Source organism: Rhodoferax sp., from assembly GCF_028714215.1.
In the GTDB taxonomy this organism is placed as follows: Bacteria; Pseudomonadota; Gammaproteobacteria; order Burkholderiales; family Burkholderiaceae_C; genus Rhodoferax.
Genome location: NZ_JAQTMS010000001.1, coordinates 109718 through 127417 on the forward strand (window position 1 = coordinate 109718; position 17700 = coordinate 127417).

The window sequence follows — 17700 nt, forward strand, 5'->3', positions numbered from 1 at the left end:
GGTCTATGAAGTCATTTGAAAACCTATTACCCAAGCTGGTGATTGCGCCCGGCTTCTTGCTCGGATTCGCCTTCATCTACGGCCTCATGATCTGGAATGGCGTGCTGTCCGTCACCGGCTCGCGCATGCTGCCCAACTACGACGAGTTCGTCGGGCTGGCGCAATACCAGCGCCTGTTCGAGATGGATCGCTGGTGGGTGGCGCTGCGCAACCTGGGCATTTTCAGCGTTCTGTATGTGGCCGGCGCGCTGGCCCTGGGCTTGCTGCTGGCGATCTTCCTGGACCAGAAAATCCGCTTCGAGGGCGCCTTGCGCACTGTTTACCTGTACCCCATGGCGCTGTCTTTCATCGTCACCGGCACCGCCTGGAAATGGATTCTGAACCCCAGTCTGGGGCTGGAAAAATTGATGCACGATCTGGGCTGGCAGAGTTTTCACTTCGACTGGCTGGTGCAAAGCGAGAGCGCGATCTATTGCGTGGTGATTGCCGGCATCTGGCAGTCGGCCGGCTTCGCCATGGCCTTGTTCCTGGCCGGCTTGCGCGGCATCGACGACAGCATCATCAAGGCCGCGCAGATCGACGGTGCCTCCTTGCCGCGCATCTACTGGCGCATTATTTTGCCGATACTGCGGCCGGTGGTTTTTTCCACCGTGCTGGTGTTGTCGCACCTGTCGATCAAGAGTTTCGACCTGGTGATGGCGCTGACCGCCGGCGGCCCCGGTTTCGCCAGCGACGTGCCGGCCACCTTCATGTTCGTCATGAGTTTCACCCGCGGCCAGATCGGTTTGGGTGCCGCCAGCGCCAGCATGATGCTGGCCACGGTGGCGGCCATCGTGGTGCCTTACCTGTACAGCGAGCTGAGAAGCAAACCCCATGATCGCTAAATACCTGCCCCGCACCCTGCTCTACGGCGTGCTGCTGCTGGCCGCGCTGTTCTTTCTGGCGCCGCTGTATGTCATGCTGGTCACTTCGCTGAAGGATGGCGAGCAGATCCGCGCCGGCAATCTGCTGAGCCTGCCCGCCGGCCTCAATTTCGAAGCCTGGCAACTGGCCTGGGCCAGCGCTTGCACCGGCGTCGATTGCCGCGGCTTGCGTCCTTATTTCTGGAATTCGGTCAGCATGACGCTGCCGGCGGTGCTGCTCTCGACCGCCTGGGGCGCCGTCAACGGCTATGTACTGAGCCTGTGGAAATTCAAGGGCAGCGAGTTGCTGTTTGGCTTGCTGCTGTTCGGCGTCTTCATGCCGTTTCAGGTGGTGCTGCTGCCGATGAGCCAGGTGCTGGGTTACCTCGGGCTGTCGAGTTCGGTGGCCGGCCTGGTGCTGGTGCACTGCCTGGCCGGCATGGCCGGCACCACGCTGTTCTTCCGCAATTACTACAGCGCTATTCCGAAGGAACTGGTGAACGCGGCGCGCATCGATGGCGCCGGTTTCTGGCGCATTTTCTGGCGCATCGTGCTGCCGATGTCGACGCCGATCCTGATGGTGACGCTGATCTGGCAGTTCACCAACATCTGGAACGACTTTTTGTTCGGCGTCTCCTTCAGCGGCGCCGACAGCAAACCGATCACGGTCGGTCTGAACAACATGGCCAACACCTCCAGCAGCGTCAAGAGCTACAACGTGGACATGGCCGCCGCCGTGATCGCCGGCCTGCCCACCATGCTGGTGTACGTGCTGGCCGGCCAGTATTTCGTCAAGGGACTCACAGCCGGCGCTGTGAAGGGATAAGCATCATGGCAGCATCACTTCATATCGCGGGCATCCGCAAAATCTACGGCACCGGCGACAAGGCGGTGGAGGTGCTCAAGCGCATCGAGATCGAGGTCGCGCCGGGCGAATTTCTGATCCTGGTGGGGCCTTCCGGCTGCGGCAAGTCGACCCTGCTCAACATCATCGCCGGCCTGGAACAGCCCAGCGAGGGAGAGCTGCGCATCGGCGGGAAGAACGTGGTCGGCGTGGCACCGGCGCAGCGCGACATCGCCATGGTGTTCCAGAGCTACGCCTTGTACCCCACCATGAGCGTGGCCGACAACATCGGCTTTGCCCTGGAGATGCGCAAGGTGCCCAAGGCGGCGCGCGTCAAGCGCATCGCCGAAGTGGCGGCCATGCTGCAAATCGAGCACTTGCTGGAGCGCCGTCCGGCGCAACTCTCGGGCGGCCAGCGGCAACGCGTGGCGATGGGTCGGGCCCTGGCGCGCGACCCGCAGTTGTTCCTGTTCGATGAGCCGCTCTCCAATCTGGACGCCAAGCTGCGCGTCGAAATGCGCTCCGAAATCAAGCGCCTGCACCAGCTCTCGGGCATCACCAGCGTCTACGTGACGCACGACCAGATCGAGGCCATGACGCTGGGGAGCAGGATTGCCGTCATGAAGGACGGCATCCTGCAACAGATCGGCACGCCCGACGACATCTACAGCCGCCCGGCCAACACCTACGTGGCGGGCTTCATTGGCTCACCCACCATGAACCTGATCGCCGGCCGGATTGAGACGCCGGGTGCCCAGGGAGAATTTTCTTTTCAAGGCGGCTCTGTGTCCCTGCCTTGTCCGCCGGCCGGGGCCGTCACGCTGGGCCTGCGCCCCGAGCATGTGCACCTCAGCGCCGACGCGCCCTGGCGCGGCCAGGTGGTACTGGTGGAGCCGACCGGCGCCGACACCTTCATCGTGGTCAAGACGGCCGCCGGCTTGATCACCTCCCGCACCGCGCCGCATTGCCCGATCAAAGTCGGAGAGCACACCGGAATCGAGCTTGACGCGGCCCACGCCAACTGGTTTGACGCGCACAGTGGTCTGCGCATTGGCTGATTTTTTATGAAACCATTTCCTATTTCAAACGCCCGCAGCGCAATTCTGCTGCTGGCACTGGCCAGCCCTCTGGCCAGTGCCGCAACGGCTCCCTCGGTCCCGGAACGAATCGAAACCCTGCTCCGGCAAATGACACTGGACGAGATGGTCGGCCAGCTCACCCAGTACTCGGGCAACTGGAACGCGACCGGCCCGGTCATGTTCAAAGGCAATCTCAAGCAAGACATCCGGGATGGCCGCGTCGGCTCCATGCTGAATGTGCACGGCGCCAGCTCCACCCGGCAGTACCAGGAAGTGGCCATGCAGTCGCGCCTGAAGATACCGATGCTGTTCGCGCAGGACGTGATCCACGGCTACAAGACCACTTTTCCGATCCCGCTGGCGGAAGCGGCCAGCTGGGATCTGGCGGCCATCGAACGCTCGGCGCGCATCGCCGCCACCGAGGCGGCGGCCAGCGGCCTGCACTGGACCTTTGCGCCCATGGTCGACATTGCCCGCGACCCGCGCTGGGGCCGGGTCATGGAGGGCGCCGGCGAAGACACTTACCTGGGCTCCAAGATCGCCTTCGCGCGGGTCAAGGGCTTTCAGGGCCGACAGCTGGGCGACACCGACGCCGTGATGGCCACCGCCAAGCATTTCGCGGCCTATGGCGCGGCTGTCGGCGGGCGCGACTACAACTCGGTGGACATGAGCGAGCGCATGCTGTGGGAGACCTACCTGCCGCCGTTCAAGGCGGCGCTGGACGCCGGTGCCGCCACCTTCATGAATTCCTTCAACGACCTGAACGGCATCCCGGCCTCGGGCAGCAAGTACCTGCAACGCGACATCCTGAAAGGCCAGTGGGGCTTCACCGGCATCGTCGTCTCCGACTGGGGTTCCATCGGCGAAATGGTGGCGCACGGCTACGCCCGGGACAACCGGGGCGCGGCGCTGGCGGCGATCACGGCCGGCAGCGACATGGACATGGAAAGCAACGCCTACCGAGGCAACCTGGCGCAACTGGTGGCCGACAACAAGGTGCCGCTGGCGCTGCTGGACGACGCCGTGCGCCGCGTGCTGCGCAAGAAGTTCGAGCTGGGACTGTTCGACGACCCCTACCGTTTCAGCGATCCACAACGTGAACAGACCGCATTGAACAATCCCGTGCACCGTCAGGCGGCCCGCGACATGGCGACGAAAAGCATTGTGCTGCTGAAAAACAGCGCCAAGCTGCTGCCCTTGTCGAAAGACCTGAAGACCATCGCCTTCATCGGGCCGCTGGTGCAAGCCCACAAGGACAATCTGGGCGGCTGGGCCGTCACTCTGCCGGGGGTCGACTATTCGACTTTTGTGGTCTCGCAGTGGGACGGCCTGAAGAACCGGCTCGGCAGCGGCACGCGGCTGCTGTACGCCAAAGGCAGCGAGATCGAGGGCGACGACAGGAGTGGCTTTGCCCAGGCGCTGGAGGTTGCGCGGCAGGCCGATCTGGTCATCGTCAGCGTCGGCGAGCGCTGGAACATGAGCGGCGAAGCCCGCAGCCGCGCCAGCCTGCGCCTGCCGGGCGTGCAGGAAGAGTTGGTGAAGGCGCTGCAAGCCAGCGGCAAGCCTCTGGTGGTCTTGCTCAATGCCGGCCGGCCCCTGGTGTTCAACTGGATCGCCGAGAACGTGCCAACCATTCTCTACACCTGGTGGCTGGGCAGCGAGGCCGGCAACGCGATTGCCGACGTGCTGACGGGCGACGTCAACCCCTCGGCCAAGCTGACCATCAGCTTTCCGCGCAGCGAGGGCCAGATCCCGATCTACTACAACAGCTTCAACACCGGGCGCCCGGGGCCCTCGGGGGTGTCGAGCGGCTACGTCAGCGGCTACATCGACCTTGCCGGCACGCCGCAGTATCCGTTCGGCTTCGGCCTGAGCTATACCGAGTTCGCTTACAGCGACTTGAAAATCGACAAGTCGCAACTGCGCGGCAACGACAGGTTGAACGTCTCGTTCCAGCTCCGGAACAGCGGAAACTACGCCGGCGAGGAAGTGGTGCAACTGTATTTGCGCGACAAGACCGCCTCCGTGGTACGGCCGCTGCGAGAGCTCAAGGACTTTGCCAAAATTCGCCTGGAGCCGGGCCAGACGCGGACCGTGCAGTTTCAGATCGACCGGGAAAAACTGTCGTTCTACAACGCGCAGTTGCAGTGGGCCGCCGAGCCGGGCGACTTTGAGTTGATGGTGGGCGCCTCGGCGGCGGACATTCGGTTGCGCACCAACTTCGAACTGACGCCATAGGACCGCTTGTGCTGAAAAAGAATCTTCTCGGCTGCGCCGGCTTGGCGCTGCTCCTGTTGGCCGCCGGATGCGCCATGCCGCCCAGCAGCGGCTCGACCGTGGACGCTCCCGCTGCCAAGACACTTGCCGCGCCAGCAAACCCGCCCCCCTATTCCATGCTGCGCACTGAGGGTACACGCTGGGTCAAGGCCGACGGCAGCGCGATCGAACTCAAAGGCGTCAATCTTGGCAACTGGCTGATGCCCGAGTTCTGGATGATGGGCTATGGCGACAACGCCCCGGTCAACGACCAGTGCACGCTGGAAGCGGTGCTGGACCGGCGCTTTGGCTTGGCCCAGCGCGAGCGGCTGCTCAAGCTGTTTCGCGACCACTGGATGACCCAGCGCGATTGGGACCTGATCCCCCAATTCAAGCTGAATCTGGTGCGCCTGCCCTTCATCTGGAGCGTCATCGAAGACGAGAAAAATCCGCGCCATCTGCGCCCCGATGCCTGGCATTACCTGGATGACGCCGTCGCCCAGGCGCAGGCCCGCGGCCTGTACGTGGTGCTGGACCTGCACGGCGCCGTCGGCGCCCAGGGCACCGAGCACCACAGCGGCTGCGCCGGCCAGAACCGGTACTGGAGTACGCCGGAGTACCAGCGGCGCACCAGCTGGCTGTGGCAACAAATCGCCGCCCGCTACCGGGACAACCCGGTGGTCGCCGGCTACGGCCTGCTGAACGAACCCTGGGGCAGTACGCCCGAGCAATTGGCCGCCGTGGTGAAAGCGCTTTACAGCGCAGTGCGCGCGGTGGACCCGAAGCACATCATCATCCTGCCCGACCACCCCAAGGGCCTCGCGGCCTACGGCAAGCCCGGCGAGCAGGGCATGCATGATGTGGTCTTTGAAACCCACCCCTATCCCGGTTTTTTTGGCTGGGGCAAACCGGGCCTGGAGGTGCACCGCGACTGGCTTGAGTGCCGTCCCGACGGCGGCGGCCTGTGCCAATGGCAAGCCCGCATGGCGGCGCTGAACACGCCCCTGTACATCGGCGAGTTCCAGCCCTGGGCCGAGCTGGAACCGGAGTTGAGCGGACAAATCACCCGTGCCAGTTTTGATGCCTACGCCAAGCGGGGTTGGGCCAGCAGCGCCTGGTCCTTCAAGAAGCTCAGCCGCACTGGCGGCAAGGCCCCGGTCAACTGGGGTCTGGTGACCAATGCCGCAGGGGCCGGCGTGCCAGAGCTCGACTTCGAAAAAGCTTCGCTGGCGGAAATCGAGAACTTTTTCAAGTTGTTCGGCAGCGTCCCCTATGAGGTTAACGCCCCGGTGCTGAAGTGGATGAACAGCGCGAGCGCGCCGGAGCCGTTCAGGCAACCGTAAACGCATGCAGGCCTGGCGAACCGTCTGGCCTAGGGGCGTCCAGGACTGCGGCTGGCGCGCACTTTGGCGGTGTTCATGTCTTTCCAACAGCGGTTTGCCCCATTCGCCTGCAGTCACCACAGGGCGAATCTATTCTTGCGTCCGACTAACATCGGTCGTACCAAGGAGATACCATGAAACTCAAAGGATTGATTGCGGCGCCCGCCGTCGCCCTGCTCGTCACCGCCTTGGCGGCCGCGCCCGGCACCTTGCCTGAAGGTTGGCTGCGTACGGGTTCGGCTAGCGGCTGCCGCACAAGTACCGAAGCCGTCAAGGACGGCCCAACGCCCAAGGCATTTGTTATCGAGTGCCCCAAGCTCACCGAGGGCTTCGCCACCATCATGCAAGTCATTTCTGCGCAAGACTATGCGGGCAAGCGTGTCCGCCTGTCGGCCAAGGTGCAAGGAGACAGCATGCAGGAGTGGGGCGGCCTCTGGCTGCGCGGTGATGCAGGAAAAGACGGGAACCGGGTCTTCGACAACATGCAAACACGGCCACTCAAGGGTAGCTTTGGCTGGCGCGAAGCCGAAGTAGTGCTGGATATTCCGTCGGATGTGGATGCCTTGAACTTCGGTTTTCTCCTGTACGGCGAAGGCACGCTGCGGACAACACAATTTCGACTTGAGGTAGTCCCCGACACTGTGCCCGTAACCGCTGGGCCAAAGTCTGTTCGCCCGACCCGGCCGATAAATCTGTCACCGCAGTAATCAACATGAATATCCCCAGGATGCGGACCCACGCTGTCGACGCCCTGCGTGACGAGTTCATGTGGCGTGGGCACTGGCTCGTCATGCTGGCGGGTGTGCTGGCTTTTGCGGCAACCCAACCCGCGGCCCACACCCACCCCGCATGGGGTCTGGCTCTGGGCCTGTGGTTGGGTTACTGCCTGGCCTATGCACTGACGACTGGGTTCGTCCAGCTATTCAAGCCGCAGCGCTGGCTTCTCGCACTAAGCCTGTTGACCCTGTGCGTGGCAGTTGGTGCGGCCACGGGTTGGTGGCTGGAACTGTCGCTACGCTCTGACATTTTGACGGTCAGCGCGCAGCACGCCCATGCCGGACTGCATCTGACCTTTTGCGCGGTGCTGCTGGTCACGCCCGTGGCACAAGCGGCAATGCGTCAACGCGCCATGCAAAAAGTGGAGGCCGAGCGGGCGCGCGTGCAGGCGGAGTTGCAGATGTTGCAGGCACAAATAGAACCACACTTTCTGTTCAATACTTTGGCCACACTGCGCAGCCTGGTGCGTCAACAATCTGTCGACGCACTGCCGTTGCTGGACCGCATCAGCGGATTTATGGAGGCCGTGTTGCCGCAGGTGCGGCAAACGCAATCCACCCTGGGGCGTGAGCTGCACATCGTGGAGCAGTACCTGGGCATACTTTCCATGCGCCTGGGTTCGCGCCTGAGTTACCGCATTGAGGTCGATGAAGCGCTGCACGACTTACCCCTTCCACCGTTGCTGCTGCAACCTCTGGTGGAAAACGCCATCGTGCACGGCATAGAACCGTGCGAAGCCGGTGGCAACATCACGCTGCAAGCCCGCAGCCAGGGGGAACGGCTTTCGCTCATCGTTTGCAACACGGGTGAACCCCTCCATTCGGCTCCGGCGGAAAAAGGGCACGGCGTGGCGCTGCAGAACCTGCGGGATCGCCTGCGCTTACTGTACGGGGATCAGGCCAGTTTTTCACTGCACGCCGGTGTTCACTGCACAGAAGCCGTGCTGCTGCTCCCACTGCCTTTGGAATCAAAACCCGCATGAACACTGCCCTGCTGGCCGATGACGAGCCCTTGTTGCTGGACGAATTGCGCGCGCTGCTGCAAGAGGCTTGGCCCGCACTGGAGATCGTGGCCTGTGCCGAAAACGGCGCGCAGGCCCGGCGCTTGATCGACGAGCTCAAACCGGACATCGTGTTCCTGGACATCCGCATGCCTGGCATGACCGGACTGGAATTGGCACGCTTGGTACCACCGGGCACGCAACTGGTGTTTGTCACGGCCCATGCCGAATACGCCTTGGATGCCTTTGAACACGCGGCGGTGGACTACCTGCGAAAACCCGTCACACCCGCACGTCTGGCTGTCACAGTGCAGCGACTGCAGCAACGTCTGTGCGCGCTGTCCGGCACCAACAAGCCACTGCGGTTCGTCCAAGCGTGGATAGGCCACAGCATGCGTGTCGTCGAGGTTGAGCACATCGCTGCCCTGCGCTCCGAACTGCGCTATACCCGCGCGCTGAGTTTCGACGGCGACAGCCTTCTTCTGCGCACACCGCTGAGCGAGTTGCTCAGGCAACTTGATTCAGATCTGTTTTGGCAAGTGCACCGTGGCTGTGTCATCAACGCCCGCGCCATTGAACGCATCGAGCGTCGCGAAGATGGGGAACTGATGGTGCATGTGCACGGTCAATCTGCCGCCCTGCCCGTCAGCCGCACGCATCGGGGGCGATTTCGCGGCATGTGAGCTCGCCGGCAAGCTGTTGATCAGCGCAAGCGCACTTCCACGGCAAGAGGGAAATGATCCGAGGGGTAAAGCCCATCGTACAAGTCGGTGATGACCCGGTGCGACTGCACCGTCTGCCCGGAGCTGACAAAGACGTAGTCGATCTTGTTGCCGGGCTGCAGATCCTTGCCAAAGCCGTTGAAGGTGATGCCACCGCCCTGGGCCGGCGTTTGCGACGCGACGGCGGCGTCCTGCAAGACGGCGGTCAGCGTCCGGTAGCCGGCAAAGTCCGGCCTGGCATTCAAATCGCCGGTCAGGATCAGCGGTAGTTGGTCGCCCAGCGAGCGCACCGTTTGCGTTATCAACCGGGCGCTTTGATCCCGCGCCTGCTCGCCGACATGGTCAAAATGGGTGTTCAAAAAATACAGTTCCCGGGCGCTGTCACGCGCTTTGAGCTTGAGCAGCGTCAGCGTGCGATTGAGCATGGCGTCCCAACCCCTGGAGACTTGTTCCGGGGTGGCGGACAGCCACAAGGTTTTTTGCGACTCAATCGAATAGGCCGAGCGCCGCACCAGCACGGCGTTCATTTCGCCCTGTTCCTTGCCATCGTCGCGACCGACGCCGACCCAGTCGAACTGGCCCAGCAGGGCCACCAGGTCCTTGACCTGAAACAGCTCGGCCTCCTGCAAGCCGATCAAATCGGCTTGCGACTTCCGGATCACCTGGGCCACCAGAAACTTGCGCCGCTGCCAGTGGTTGACGTCGTCCTTACGTTCGCAGGAGCCGCAGCGAATGTTGTAGCTCATGACGCGAAGCGGCGTCCGCGCCGCTGCTTGCGCGGTCTGCGCGAAGGCGCCCGGACCGAGTAGCAACAAGCCAGCCAGTGCCAGGGTGAGGCCGCAAAGACGGGTCAATGCTTGTCGGCGCAAGGGGAGCCGGCGTGACCGCGACAAGACATCAATGATGGTGCCCATGGGCACCGTGCACATGACCGTGCGCAATCTCTTCTTCGGTGGCGGCGCGCACCGCGGAGACGGTCAGGGCAAAACGCAAGCTCTTGCCGGCCATCGGGTGGTTGCCATCCAGCATGACCGTGTCGCCCTTGATTTTCAGCACATTGAACATCCGCGGCTGCCCATCCGCAGCCAGGCTCTGGAGTTGTCCGCCGACCTTGACGCCGGGCGGGAACTGGGTTTTCGGGATGGTTTGCAGCAGGCTCTCGTCGCGTTCGCCAAAAGCGTCTTGCGGCGCCAGCAGCAAGGTGGTCTGGTAACCGGGCAGTTGCCCGTCCAGCGCCGCCTCCACCTTGGGGAATATGGCGTCATAACCCCCGTGCAGGTAAACCATGGGCTCGCGCCCCGGGTCCAGCAGTTTGCCGGCCGCATCGGTCAGCTTGTAGCGCAAGGTGACGGCGGTGTTCTTTTCGATTTTCATAGGTGTGTGGGGGTCGGAAACCTGATTCTCTGTGTGCCATTTTCGCGCACTCCCGGGCCAGCCGCTGCGGGTACGTAAAATCAACCCCAATCTCGCGTCCGAGCGGCACCTGTCGCTCCTCATTCCATAGCAACCTGGACCTGATTTGGCATGCCCGGCAATCCAACCACCAAGACACTTTCGATGACCCAGGTTCTGCTGTGCGGCGCCGCCATCGTGACGCTCTCCATGGGCATACGGCACGGCTTTGGCCTGTGGTTGCAGCCGGTGACCCAAAGCCAGGGCTGGAGCCGCGAAACCTTTGCCTTCGCCATCGCCATCCAGAATCTGGTCTGGGGTTTTTCCGGCATCTTTGCCGGCATGCTGGCGGATCGCTTCGGTGCCTTCAGGGTGATTCTGGGTGGTGCCGTTTTGTACGCGCTGGGACTGCTGGGCATGGCCCATGCCAGCACGCCGTTTCTGTTTTCGGTCACGGCGGGGGTGCTGATTGGCATGGCGCAAGCCGGCACCACCTATGCCGTCATTTACGGCGTGATCGGCCGCAACGTTGCCGCCGACAAGCGCTCCTGGGCCATGGGCATCGCGGCCGCGGCCGGCTCCTTCGGCCAGTTTCTAATGGTACCGACCGAGGGTTTTTTGATCAGCAGTTTCGGCTGGAAAGAGGCCTTGATGATGCTGGGTCTGGCCTCCTTGCTGATGGTGCCGCTGGCCACCGGCCTGCGCGAACCCGGCTTTGCCGGTCACGCCGCCGGTCAGCGCCAGCAATCGATTTTTCAAGCCCTGAGCGAGGCCTTCCGCTACCCCAGCTTCCAGCTGTTGATGGCCGGCTATTTCGTTTGCGGTTTCCAGGTCGTTTTCATTGGCGTGCACATGCCCAGCTACCTGCGGGACAAAGGCCTGTCGCCGCAGGTCGCCAGTTACGCGCTGGCACTGATCGGCTTGTTCAATGTGTTTGGCACTTACGCGGCCGGCGCGCTGGGGCAGCGGCTGCAGAAGAAGAACATCCTGGCCTTCATCTACCTGGCGCGCGCCATCGCCATCAGCCTGTTCCTGCTGGTTCCGCTGTCGCCCGCCAGCGTCTACGTTTTTTCCAGCGTCATGGGCCTGCTGTGGCTCTCCACGGTGCCGCCCACCAACGCCACGGTGGCGCAGATATTTGGCGTGGCGCATCTCTCGATGCTCAGTGGCTTTGTTTTCTTCAGCCACCAGATCGGCTCTTTCATGGGCGTCTGGCTGGGTGGCTACCTGTACGACCGCACCGGCAGCTACAACCTGGTCTGGTACATCGCCATCGTTTTGGGCGTGCTGGCGGCGCTGGTGAACCTGCCCATCAAGGAAGCCTCCATCAACCGCAAGGACGCCTTGCAAGGCGCGTGAAACTGTGAACCGCGGGCGCAAACTCCTGTTCTACGGCGCTGCGCTTTGCCTGCTTCTGGTGGTTTTTTCGCTCTATATGCGGCCCGATTTCCTGTTCACCCTGGCGAACCAGATCTGGATCTGTTTCTGACCCCATGCCGGAGCTATCCTCTGCAACCCTGATCGATGGCGCGGGACCGGTCTCAAGCTGGGTCCAACGCTGGTCGCACCTGGTTGCGCCCCACGGTTCGGTGCTGGACATCGCTTGCGGCCAGGGGCGTCACATGCAGTGGTTTGCGCAGAGGGGGCATGTCGTCACCGGCATCGATCGCTCGCCAGCGGCTCTGGCGCTAGCGGCAAACTTCGGCGCGGTGGTTCTGGCCGATATTGAAATGGCGCCCTGGCCCCTGATGAACGGCAGCCAGGTTCGCCAGTTCGACGCGGTGATTGTCACCAACTACTTGTGGCGACCGCTGTTGCCGCTGATCGCGCAATCTGTTGCGCCGGCGGGCCTGCTGATTTACGAAACCTTTTCCAGCGGGAACGAGACCGTGGGCAAACCATCGCGGCCGGACTTTCTGTTGCGCCCGGGCGAGTTGTTGACCGCTTTTGCCGGCCTGCGGACCCTTGCTTTTGAAGAAGGGTTTGCTGAAAATCCTCCCCGCTTCCTGCAACGGATCGCCGCTGTGCGGGCTGATTTGGCAGATGCCCTCGATCGGCCACCCAAGCGTTACACGCTCTAGGTAGAATGCCCCATTACCGTTAAAAAGCACCCGGACATGACCTCCTCAAGCATCCAAATCACGGGCAGCATCGTGGCACTTGTCACACCGATGCACGAAGATGGCAGTGTCGACTACCCGACGCTGCGCAAACTGATCGACTGGCACATCGCCGAAGGCACCGACTGCGTGTGCGTCGTTGGCACCACCGGGGAGTCGCCCACCGTCAATGTGCAAGAGCATTGCGAAATCATCCGTGTCGCGGTGGAACAATCCGCGGGACGGGTGCCCATCATGGCGGGCTGCGGCGCCAACTCCACGGCGGAGGCGATTGAGCTGGCCAAGTTTGCCAAAGCGGTGGGGGCAAATTGCCAACTGCAAGTTGTGCCCTATTACAACAAGCCGACCCAGGAAGGACTGTACCTGCACTTCAAAGCGATTGCGCAAGCGGTTGAGCTGCCGATCGTGCTGTACAACGTACCCGGCCGCTCGGTGGCAGATATGGCGCACGACACCGTGCTGCGCCTGGCGCAAGTCAGCGGCATCGTGGGTATCAAGGAAGCCACCGGCAATATTGAGCGGGCCCAGTGGCTGATCCGGGAAGCGCCCAAGGGATTTGCCATTTATTCCGGGGACGACCCGACCGCAGTGGCCTTGATGCTGTGCGGTGGGCATGGCAATGTCAGCGTATCGGCCAACCTGGTGCCACGCCTGATGCATGAACTGTGCGTTGCGGCGATCGCCGGCGACACCAAGCGGGCCATGGAAATTCAGTTGAAACTGCTGCCTTTGCATAAATATCTGTTTACCGAGGCCAATCCCATTCCTGTCAAATGGGCCATGGCCAGAGTCAAACTGTGCGGCGGCACGCTGCGTTTACCCATGACACCTTTGAGCCACGCCAATGAAGCCGTGGTTGAACGTGCCCTGCAAGCAGTCGGTCTGGTCTGACCTGGCCGGGCTTACCCTATTTCGCCTACCCCATTCATTACCCCAAGGGATATATTTGTGAATCATTTCTCCAAACTTGCACTGCTGAGCCTTTCACTCGCCGTGGCGGCGTGCTCGGTGCTCGAGAGCGAAAAAATCAACTACAAAAGCGCGGGCAAGGCACCGTCGCTTGAAGTCCCGCCGGATTTGACCCAACTCTCCGCCAGCTCCCGTTATGCCGTTCCCGGTGGAACGGTGACGGCATCGAGTTTCCAGCTGGGTCAAGCCAGCCCGTCGACCCCCACTGCGGTGACTGCCCTGGGCGATGTTCGTATCGAGCGCGCCGGGAGCCAGCGCTGGCTGGTGGTGAATCGACCGGCCGACAAACTTTGGGATCCGGTACGTGACTTCTGGCAGGAAAATGGTTTTCTGCTGATCATGGAACAAGCCAATTTGGGCATCATGGAAACCGACTGGGCGGAAAACCGGGCCAAGATACCGCAGGACTTTATTCGCAGTGCCATAGGAAAAGTATTCGACTCACTTTATTCGACCGGGGAGCGTGACAAATTTCGCACGCGTCTGGAACGCAATGCGAGCGGTGGCACCGAAATCTTCATCAGCCACCGGGGCATGGTGGAGGTGTACGCCAACAAGGAGAAAGACGGAACGGTATGGCAACCCCGTGCCCCCGATCCGGAACTCGAAGCCGAGTTCCTGGGCCGGCTGATGGTGAAACTGGGCGTGACGAAAGAACAATCCAAAGCCTTGCTGGCCGCTGAGGTCAACAAGAGCAGTGCCCGTGTTGCCGTGGTCAATGGGCAAACGGTGGTCCAAATTGACGAGGGCTTCGCCCGTGCCTGGCGGCGTGTCGGCTTGTCTTTGGACCGCACCAGTTTCACGGTGGAGGACCGGGACCGCAGCCAAGGCATTTATTTTGTCCGTTATGTCGAGCCGACAGCAGACAAGTCAGAAGCCGGCTTCTTCGGCTCACTCTTTGGCGGCTCGAAGGCAGGTGCGACGCCGCTGAAATACCGCATTGCCGTAGTCAGCCAAGGCGAGTCAACGACGGTATCCGTACTCAATGAAAGCGGGGCGCCGGACAACTCGGCCAATGCGCAGCGTATCGTCAAACTTATTGCCGATGACCTGAAGTAAGCCAACCCGCCATGCCGACGTGATGCCCGGAACTGTCCTTCCGGGCTTTTCGAGCCAGTTTCTTCGGCCCATAAAAAAAGCCACCTGACGGTGGCTTTTTTGACTCAACAGAGTTGAGTAGGTAGAAATTACTTCTTCGCAGCGCTGGCAGCCGGAGCAGCGCCAGAAGCGGCAGCCTCGGGAGCGGCAGCAGCCGGGGCAGCGGCAGCGCCAGAAGCAGCAGCCTCGGGAGCCGGAGCAGCAGCGGGTGCGGGTGCCGGAGCAGCGGCAGGAGCCGGTGCAGGAGCAGGTGCTTCTTCTTTCTTACCACAAGCAACCAAAGCGGCGGCGGCAATGACAGCGGCCAAAACGAGCGATTTTTTCATTTGAAAAATACCTAGTGAGTTAATGAAACAATTTCCGGAAATTGTCGGTGCAGGATTACTGCAAGGACCAAGCAAAAATGACTCGAGATCTCTTTGCTCAGCTTTGCATTATAGGCCAATAATTGGGGGGTTCCGCCACCTGTGGCAGCGGGACGACGTTCATCAAGCGCTGCGTACCGGGCGCTTCTTGGCATCGCGGGGCACGAAGACCTTGCCACCATTGCCCGGCCTTACCCCCATCGGCTTGCCAAACGCAGGCTTGCGGGCGCCAAAATCGCCGCGCGGCGCCATGCCGTCATTGCGGGCACCGGCAAAGCGGTCATTGAAGCCGCCTTTGCGTTCGTAGCTGAACCCCTCACGCGCGCCGCCACTGCGGCCATCGGCCTGACCGAATCCACCCGCGTTGTTGTTTTGATAGCCATTGGCGCCCGAATCGCGAGCCGCCCCGGGATTCCTGTCGGCAAAACCGCCCCGATTGGCGCCGAAACCAGCAGCACGGCCGGCGCCCGCAAAATTGCGGTCGCGCCCCTGATAGTCATTGCCACCACGGCTTTCACGATTCCCAAAATTGGAACTGGGACGCGAATCGGGGAAACGCTGCTTGGGCTCCAGTCCCGGAACGGTCTCGCCCTTGAATTGATGATGGCTGTAGAACTCAATGTCCATGATCTTTCGACGATCACGGAACTCGGCGAACGTCACGGCCAGACCATCGCGCCCAGCGCGTCCGGTACGGCCAATACGGTGCGTATAGTCTTCCGCCTTCATCGGCAAACCGAAATTGAACACATGGCTCACCGTGGGTACGTCGATACCGCGTGCCGCCACATCGGTGGCCACCAGGATTTGCACCTGGCCCTGGCGCAAGGCCATCAAACGGCGGTTGCGCAAACCCTGGCTCAAGGCGCCATGCAATGCGACAGCGGAAAAGCCTTCCTGCTGCAAATCATTGGCCAAGCCATCGCATTCGATTTGGGTACTGGCAAACACGATCGCCTGGTTAATGGTGGTATCACGCAGCCAATGGTCCAGCAATTTGCGCTTGTGCTGCGCGTTATCGGCCCAGAAGAGCTTTTGCTGGATATTTTGGTGCCGCTCCTGCGGGCTGTCGATCTGCAAGCGCTGGGGTTCACGCATCACGCGCGAAGCCAGTTGCTGAATACGCGGCGCAAAGGTGGCGCTGAACATCATGGTCTGCTTGCGCGCCATGGTCAACTGGTTGATTTCAGCCAGGTCGTCGGAAAAGCCCAAGTCCAGCATACGGTCGGCTTCGTCGACCACCAAAAACTGCACTTTGTCGAGCTTGATCTGCATGGAGCGTTGCAGATCCAGCAAACGACCCGGCGTGGCCACCACCAGGTTGGCGTTTTGCAGTTTGGCAATCTGCAGTTGGTAAGGCATGCCACCCACAATGTTGGCAATGCGCAGACCGCGGCAATGTTGCACCAGGTCAATGGCATCGTGCGCTACTTGCTGGGCCAGTTCACGCGTCGGACAAACGATCAGGGCGCCCGGAGCGGTGGCCGAAAAGTTGCGCGGATTGGTGGGGTCTTTACGTTTGGCGCGCTTGGGAGGCGCTTCGCCTTTTGCCGCTGCTTCGGCCACTGCACGTTCGAAGTCGGCACGTTCTTTCGCCTCGGCCTGCGCCTGCTGGGTCAGCAAGGTATGCAGGACCGGCAACAGGAACGCGGCGGTCTTGCCACTACCGGTCTGACTCGACACCATCAGGTCGATAAAGCGCGCCGCTTCATCCGACCCACTGTGGCCTTGCAGCGCCAGCGGAATGGTTTTCAACTGCACCGTGGTCGGTTGCGTGAAGCCCAGATCTTTTACCGCCTGAAGCAATTCGGGAGCCAGGCCGAAAGTCAGAAAGCCGTTGGGGATCTCAGCAGCGACCGCCACTGCCTGGTCGTCGTTGTTTGGCATTTCGGCCGTTTGATTGGAAAAATTTTCGACAAGCGAAATATCGCCCGTCGCTTGAAAAGCGTCAGTCATGGATTTACTCACACGCGAGCGCTGCAGCGTTTGCAACGACTCCGTCAATGGTTAAAAAACATCAACCATCAAACGGAACCTGCGCCAACTCACGGGGAGTTCAAGCAGCGCCGGGGGTCATTTTCTGCAGGTTCGCACTAGTGAACCGGCTTTGGACCCTGTGAATGAAGGGAGATGTACAAATGTGCACCGCTGTTTCCAGTGCAGCTTTCTATTATGACATAGATTCGGGTTTCTACCTAACCCAGTTTCAAAAAGTGATCCCGATAGTGTTCCATCTCGTCAATGGACTCGTGCACATCGGCCAGGGCGGTGTGCCGCTGCTGTTTCTTGAACGACGCATAAACCTCCGGACGCCAGCGTTTGGACAACTCCTTGAGGGTGCTTACGTCCAGATTGCGGTAGTGAAAAAATGCCTCCAATTTAGGCATGTACTTGACCAGAAAGCGTCGGTCCTGCCCGATGCTGTTGCCACACATCGGAGAAGCGTTCTTGGGCACGTACTGGGTCAAGAATGAAATCAGGTTCGCTTGTGCCTCCTCTTCGGTCAAGGTCGAGGCCTTGACCTTGTCAATCAGGCCACTTTTTCCGTGCGTGCCTTTGTTCCAGGCGTCCATGCTGTCAAGCTGCTCGTCGCTTTGGTGGATCACCAGCACCGGACCTTCGGTACGACATTCAAGGTTTGGGCCGGTGACGACGACCGCGATTTCAATGATTCGTTCATGTTCGGGCTCAAGCCCGGTCATCTCGCAATCAAGCCAGACAAGGTTTTGGTCGGATTTGACAAGCAATGCGTTGCCTGGGTTGGGGTTCTGTACGTTCATGCCCGGAATTGTCG

The 17700-nt window shown here is 61.4% G+C and carries 16 protein-coding genes; 12 read left to right on the forward strand and 4 right to left on the reverse strand.

From position 1 onward, the window contains the following. Positions 1-5: 5 nt before the first annotated feature. The 8 genes from PHS32_RS00460 (at position 6) to PHS32_RS00495 (ending at position 8923) form a co-directional block, all read left to right on the forward strand. On the forward strand, positions 6-884 hold the full coding sequence (locus PHS32_RS00460) for a sugar ABC transporter permease (RefSeq protein ID WP_301076779.1): 879 nt from the start codon (positions 6-8) through the stop codon (positions 882-884). Continuing rightward, a complete protein-coding gene (locus tag PHS32_RS00465; RefSeq protein WP_301076780.1) occupies positions 874-1728 on the forward strand; it encodes a carbohydrate ABC transporter permease in 855 nt (284 codons plus the stop codon). Before PHS32_RS00460 ends, PHS32_RS00465 begins: the two co-directional genes overlap by 11 nt. 5 nt (positions 1729-1733) lie before the next feature. After that, positions 1734-2804, forward strand: a complete 1071-nt coding sequence (locus PHS32_RS00470) for an ABC transporter ATP-binding protein (RefSeq protein WP_301076781.1) — start codon at positions 1734-1736, stop codon at positions 2802-2804. Positions 2805-2810: 6 nt separating this feature from the next. Then, entirely contained in the window at positions 2811-5063 is a 2253-nt protein-coding gene (locus PHS32_RS00475) for a glycoside hydrolase family 3 N-terminal domain-containing protein (RefSeq protein WP_301076782.1), read from the forward strand. 8 nt (positions 5064-5071) lie between these two features. Continuing rightward, positions 5072-6424: a cellulase family glycosylhydrolase gene (locus tag PHS32_RS00480; protein WP_301076783.1), complete on the forward strand. Its 1353-nt coding sequence runs from the start codon at positions 5072-5074 to the stop codon at positions 6422-6424. A 173-nt stretch (positions 6425-6597) separates the two neighbouring features. After that, complete coding sequence (locus tag PHS32_RS00485; protein WP_301076784.1) at positions 6598-7170, forward strand: hypothetical protein; 573 nt, start codon at positions 6598-6600, stop codon at positions 7168-7170. Between the two features lie 5 nt (positions 7171-7175). Beyond that, a complete protein-coding gene (locus PHS32_RS00490) occupies positions 7176-8222 on the forward strand; it encodes a histidine kinase (protein WP_301076785.1) in 1047 nt (348 codons plus the stop codon). Next, positions 8219-8923 (forward strand): LytTR family DNA-binding domain-containing protein, encoded by a 705-nt coding sequence (locus PHS32_RS00495; RefSeq protein ID WP_301076786.1) that lies wholly within the window; start codon positions 8219-8221, stop codon positions 8921-8923. The genes PHS32_RS00490 and PHS32_RS00495 overlap by 4 nt, the downstream gene beginning before the upstream one ends. A gap of 20 nt (positions 8924-8943) precedes the next feature. Here the strand turns inward: PHS32_RS00495 and PHS32_RS00500 are convergent, their stop codons facing one another. Further along, complete coding sequence (locus PHS32_RS00500) at positions 8944-9876, reverse strand: endonuclease/exonuclease/phosphatase family protein (RefSeq protein WP_301076787.1); 933 nt, start codon at positions 9874-9876, stop codon at positions 8944-8946. Further along, positions 9860-10336, reverse strand: a complete 477-nt coding sequence (locus tag PHS32_RS00505; RefSeq protein ID WP_301076788.1) for a peptidylprolyl isomerase — start codon at positions 10334-10336, stop codon at positions 9860-9862. Before PHS32_RS00505 ends, PHS32_RS00500 begins: the two co-directional genes overlap by 17 nt. A gap of 183 nt (positions 10337-10519) precedes the next feature. On the opposite strand from PHS32_RS00505, the gene PHS32_RS00510 reads away from it, so the two are divergent. The 4 genes from PHS32_RS00510 to bamC all read left to right on the forward strand — a co-directional run bounded on the left by PHS32_RS00510 (position 10520) and on the right by bamC (position 14502). Beyond that, a complete protein-coding gene (locus PHS32_RS00510) occupies positions 10520-11713 on the forward strand; it encodes an MFS transporter (RefSeq protein ID WP_301076789.1) in 1194 nt (397 codons plus the stop codon). Between the two features lie 134 nt (positions 11714-11847). Beyond that, positions 11848-12435, forward strand: coding sequence for a class I SAM-dependent methyltransferase (locus PHS32_RS00515; RefSeq protein ID WP_301076790.1), 588 nt, complete (start codon positions 11848-11850; stop codon positions 12433-12435). A 36-nt stretch (positions 12436-12471) separates the two neighbouring features. Further along, the gene (gene dapA, locus PHS32_RS00520; protein WP_301076791.1) at positions 12472-13365 is read left to right on the forward strand and encodes a 4-hydroxy-tetrahydrodipicolinate synthase; all 894 of its coding nucleotides are present in this window, start codon (positions 12472-12474) and stop codon (positions 13363-13365) included. Between the two features lie 57 nt (positions 13366-13422). Further along, entirely contained in the window at positions 13423-14502 is a 1080-nt protein-coding gene (gene bamC, locus PHS32_RS00525) for an outer membrane protein assembly factor BamC (RefSeq protein WP_301076792.1), read from the forward strand. 527 nt (positions 14503-15029) lie between these two features. On the opposite strand, the gene PHS32_RS00530 is transcribed toward bamC, so the two are convergent. Together PHS32_RS00530 and orn are read right to left on the reverse strand one after the other, a co-directional pair. Then, positions 15030-16862 carry a DEAD/DEAH box helicase gene (locus tag PHS32_RS00530; RefSeq protein WP_301076793.1) on the reverse strand — a complete coding sequence of 611 codons (1833 nt, stop codon included), beginning with the start codon at positions 16860-16862 and terminating at the stop codon, positions 15030-15032. A gap of 239 nt (positions 16863-17101) precedes the next feature. Next, the gene (gene orn, locus PHS32_RS00535; RefSeq protein ID WP_301076794.1) at positions 17102-17686 is read right to left on the reverse strand and encodes an oligoribonuclease; all 585 of its coding nucleotides are present in this window, start codon (positions 17684-17686) and stop codon (positions 17102-17104) included. Between the last annotated feature and the right edge of the window lie 14 nt (positions 17687-17700).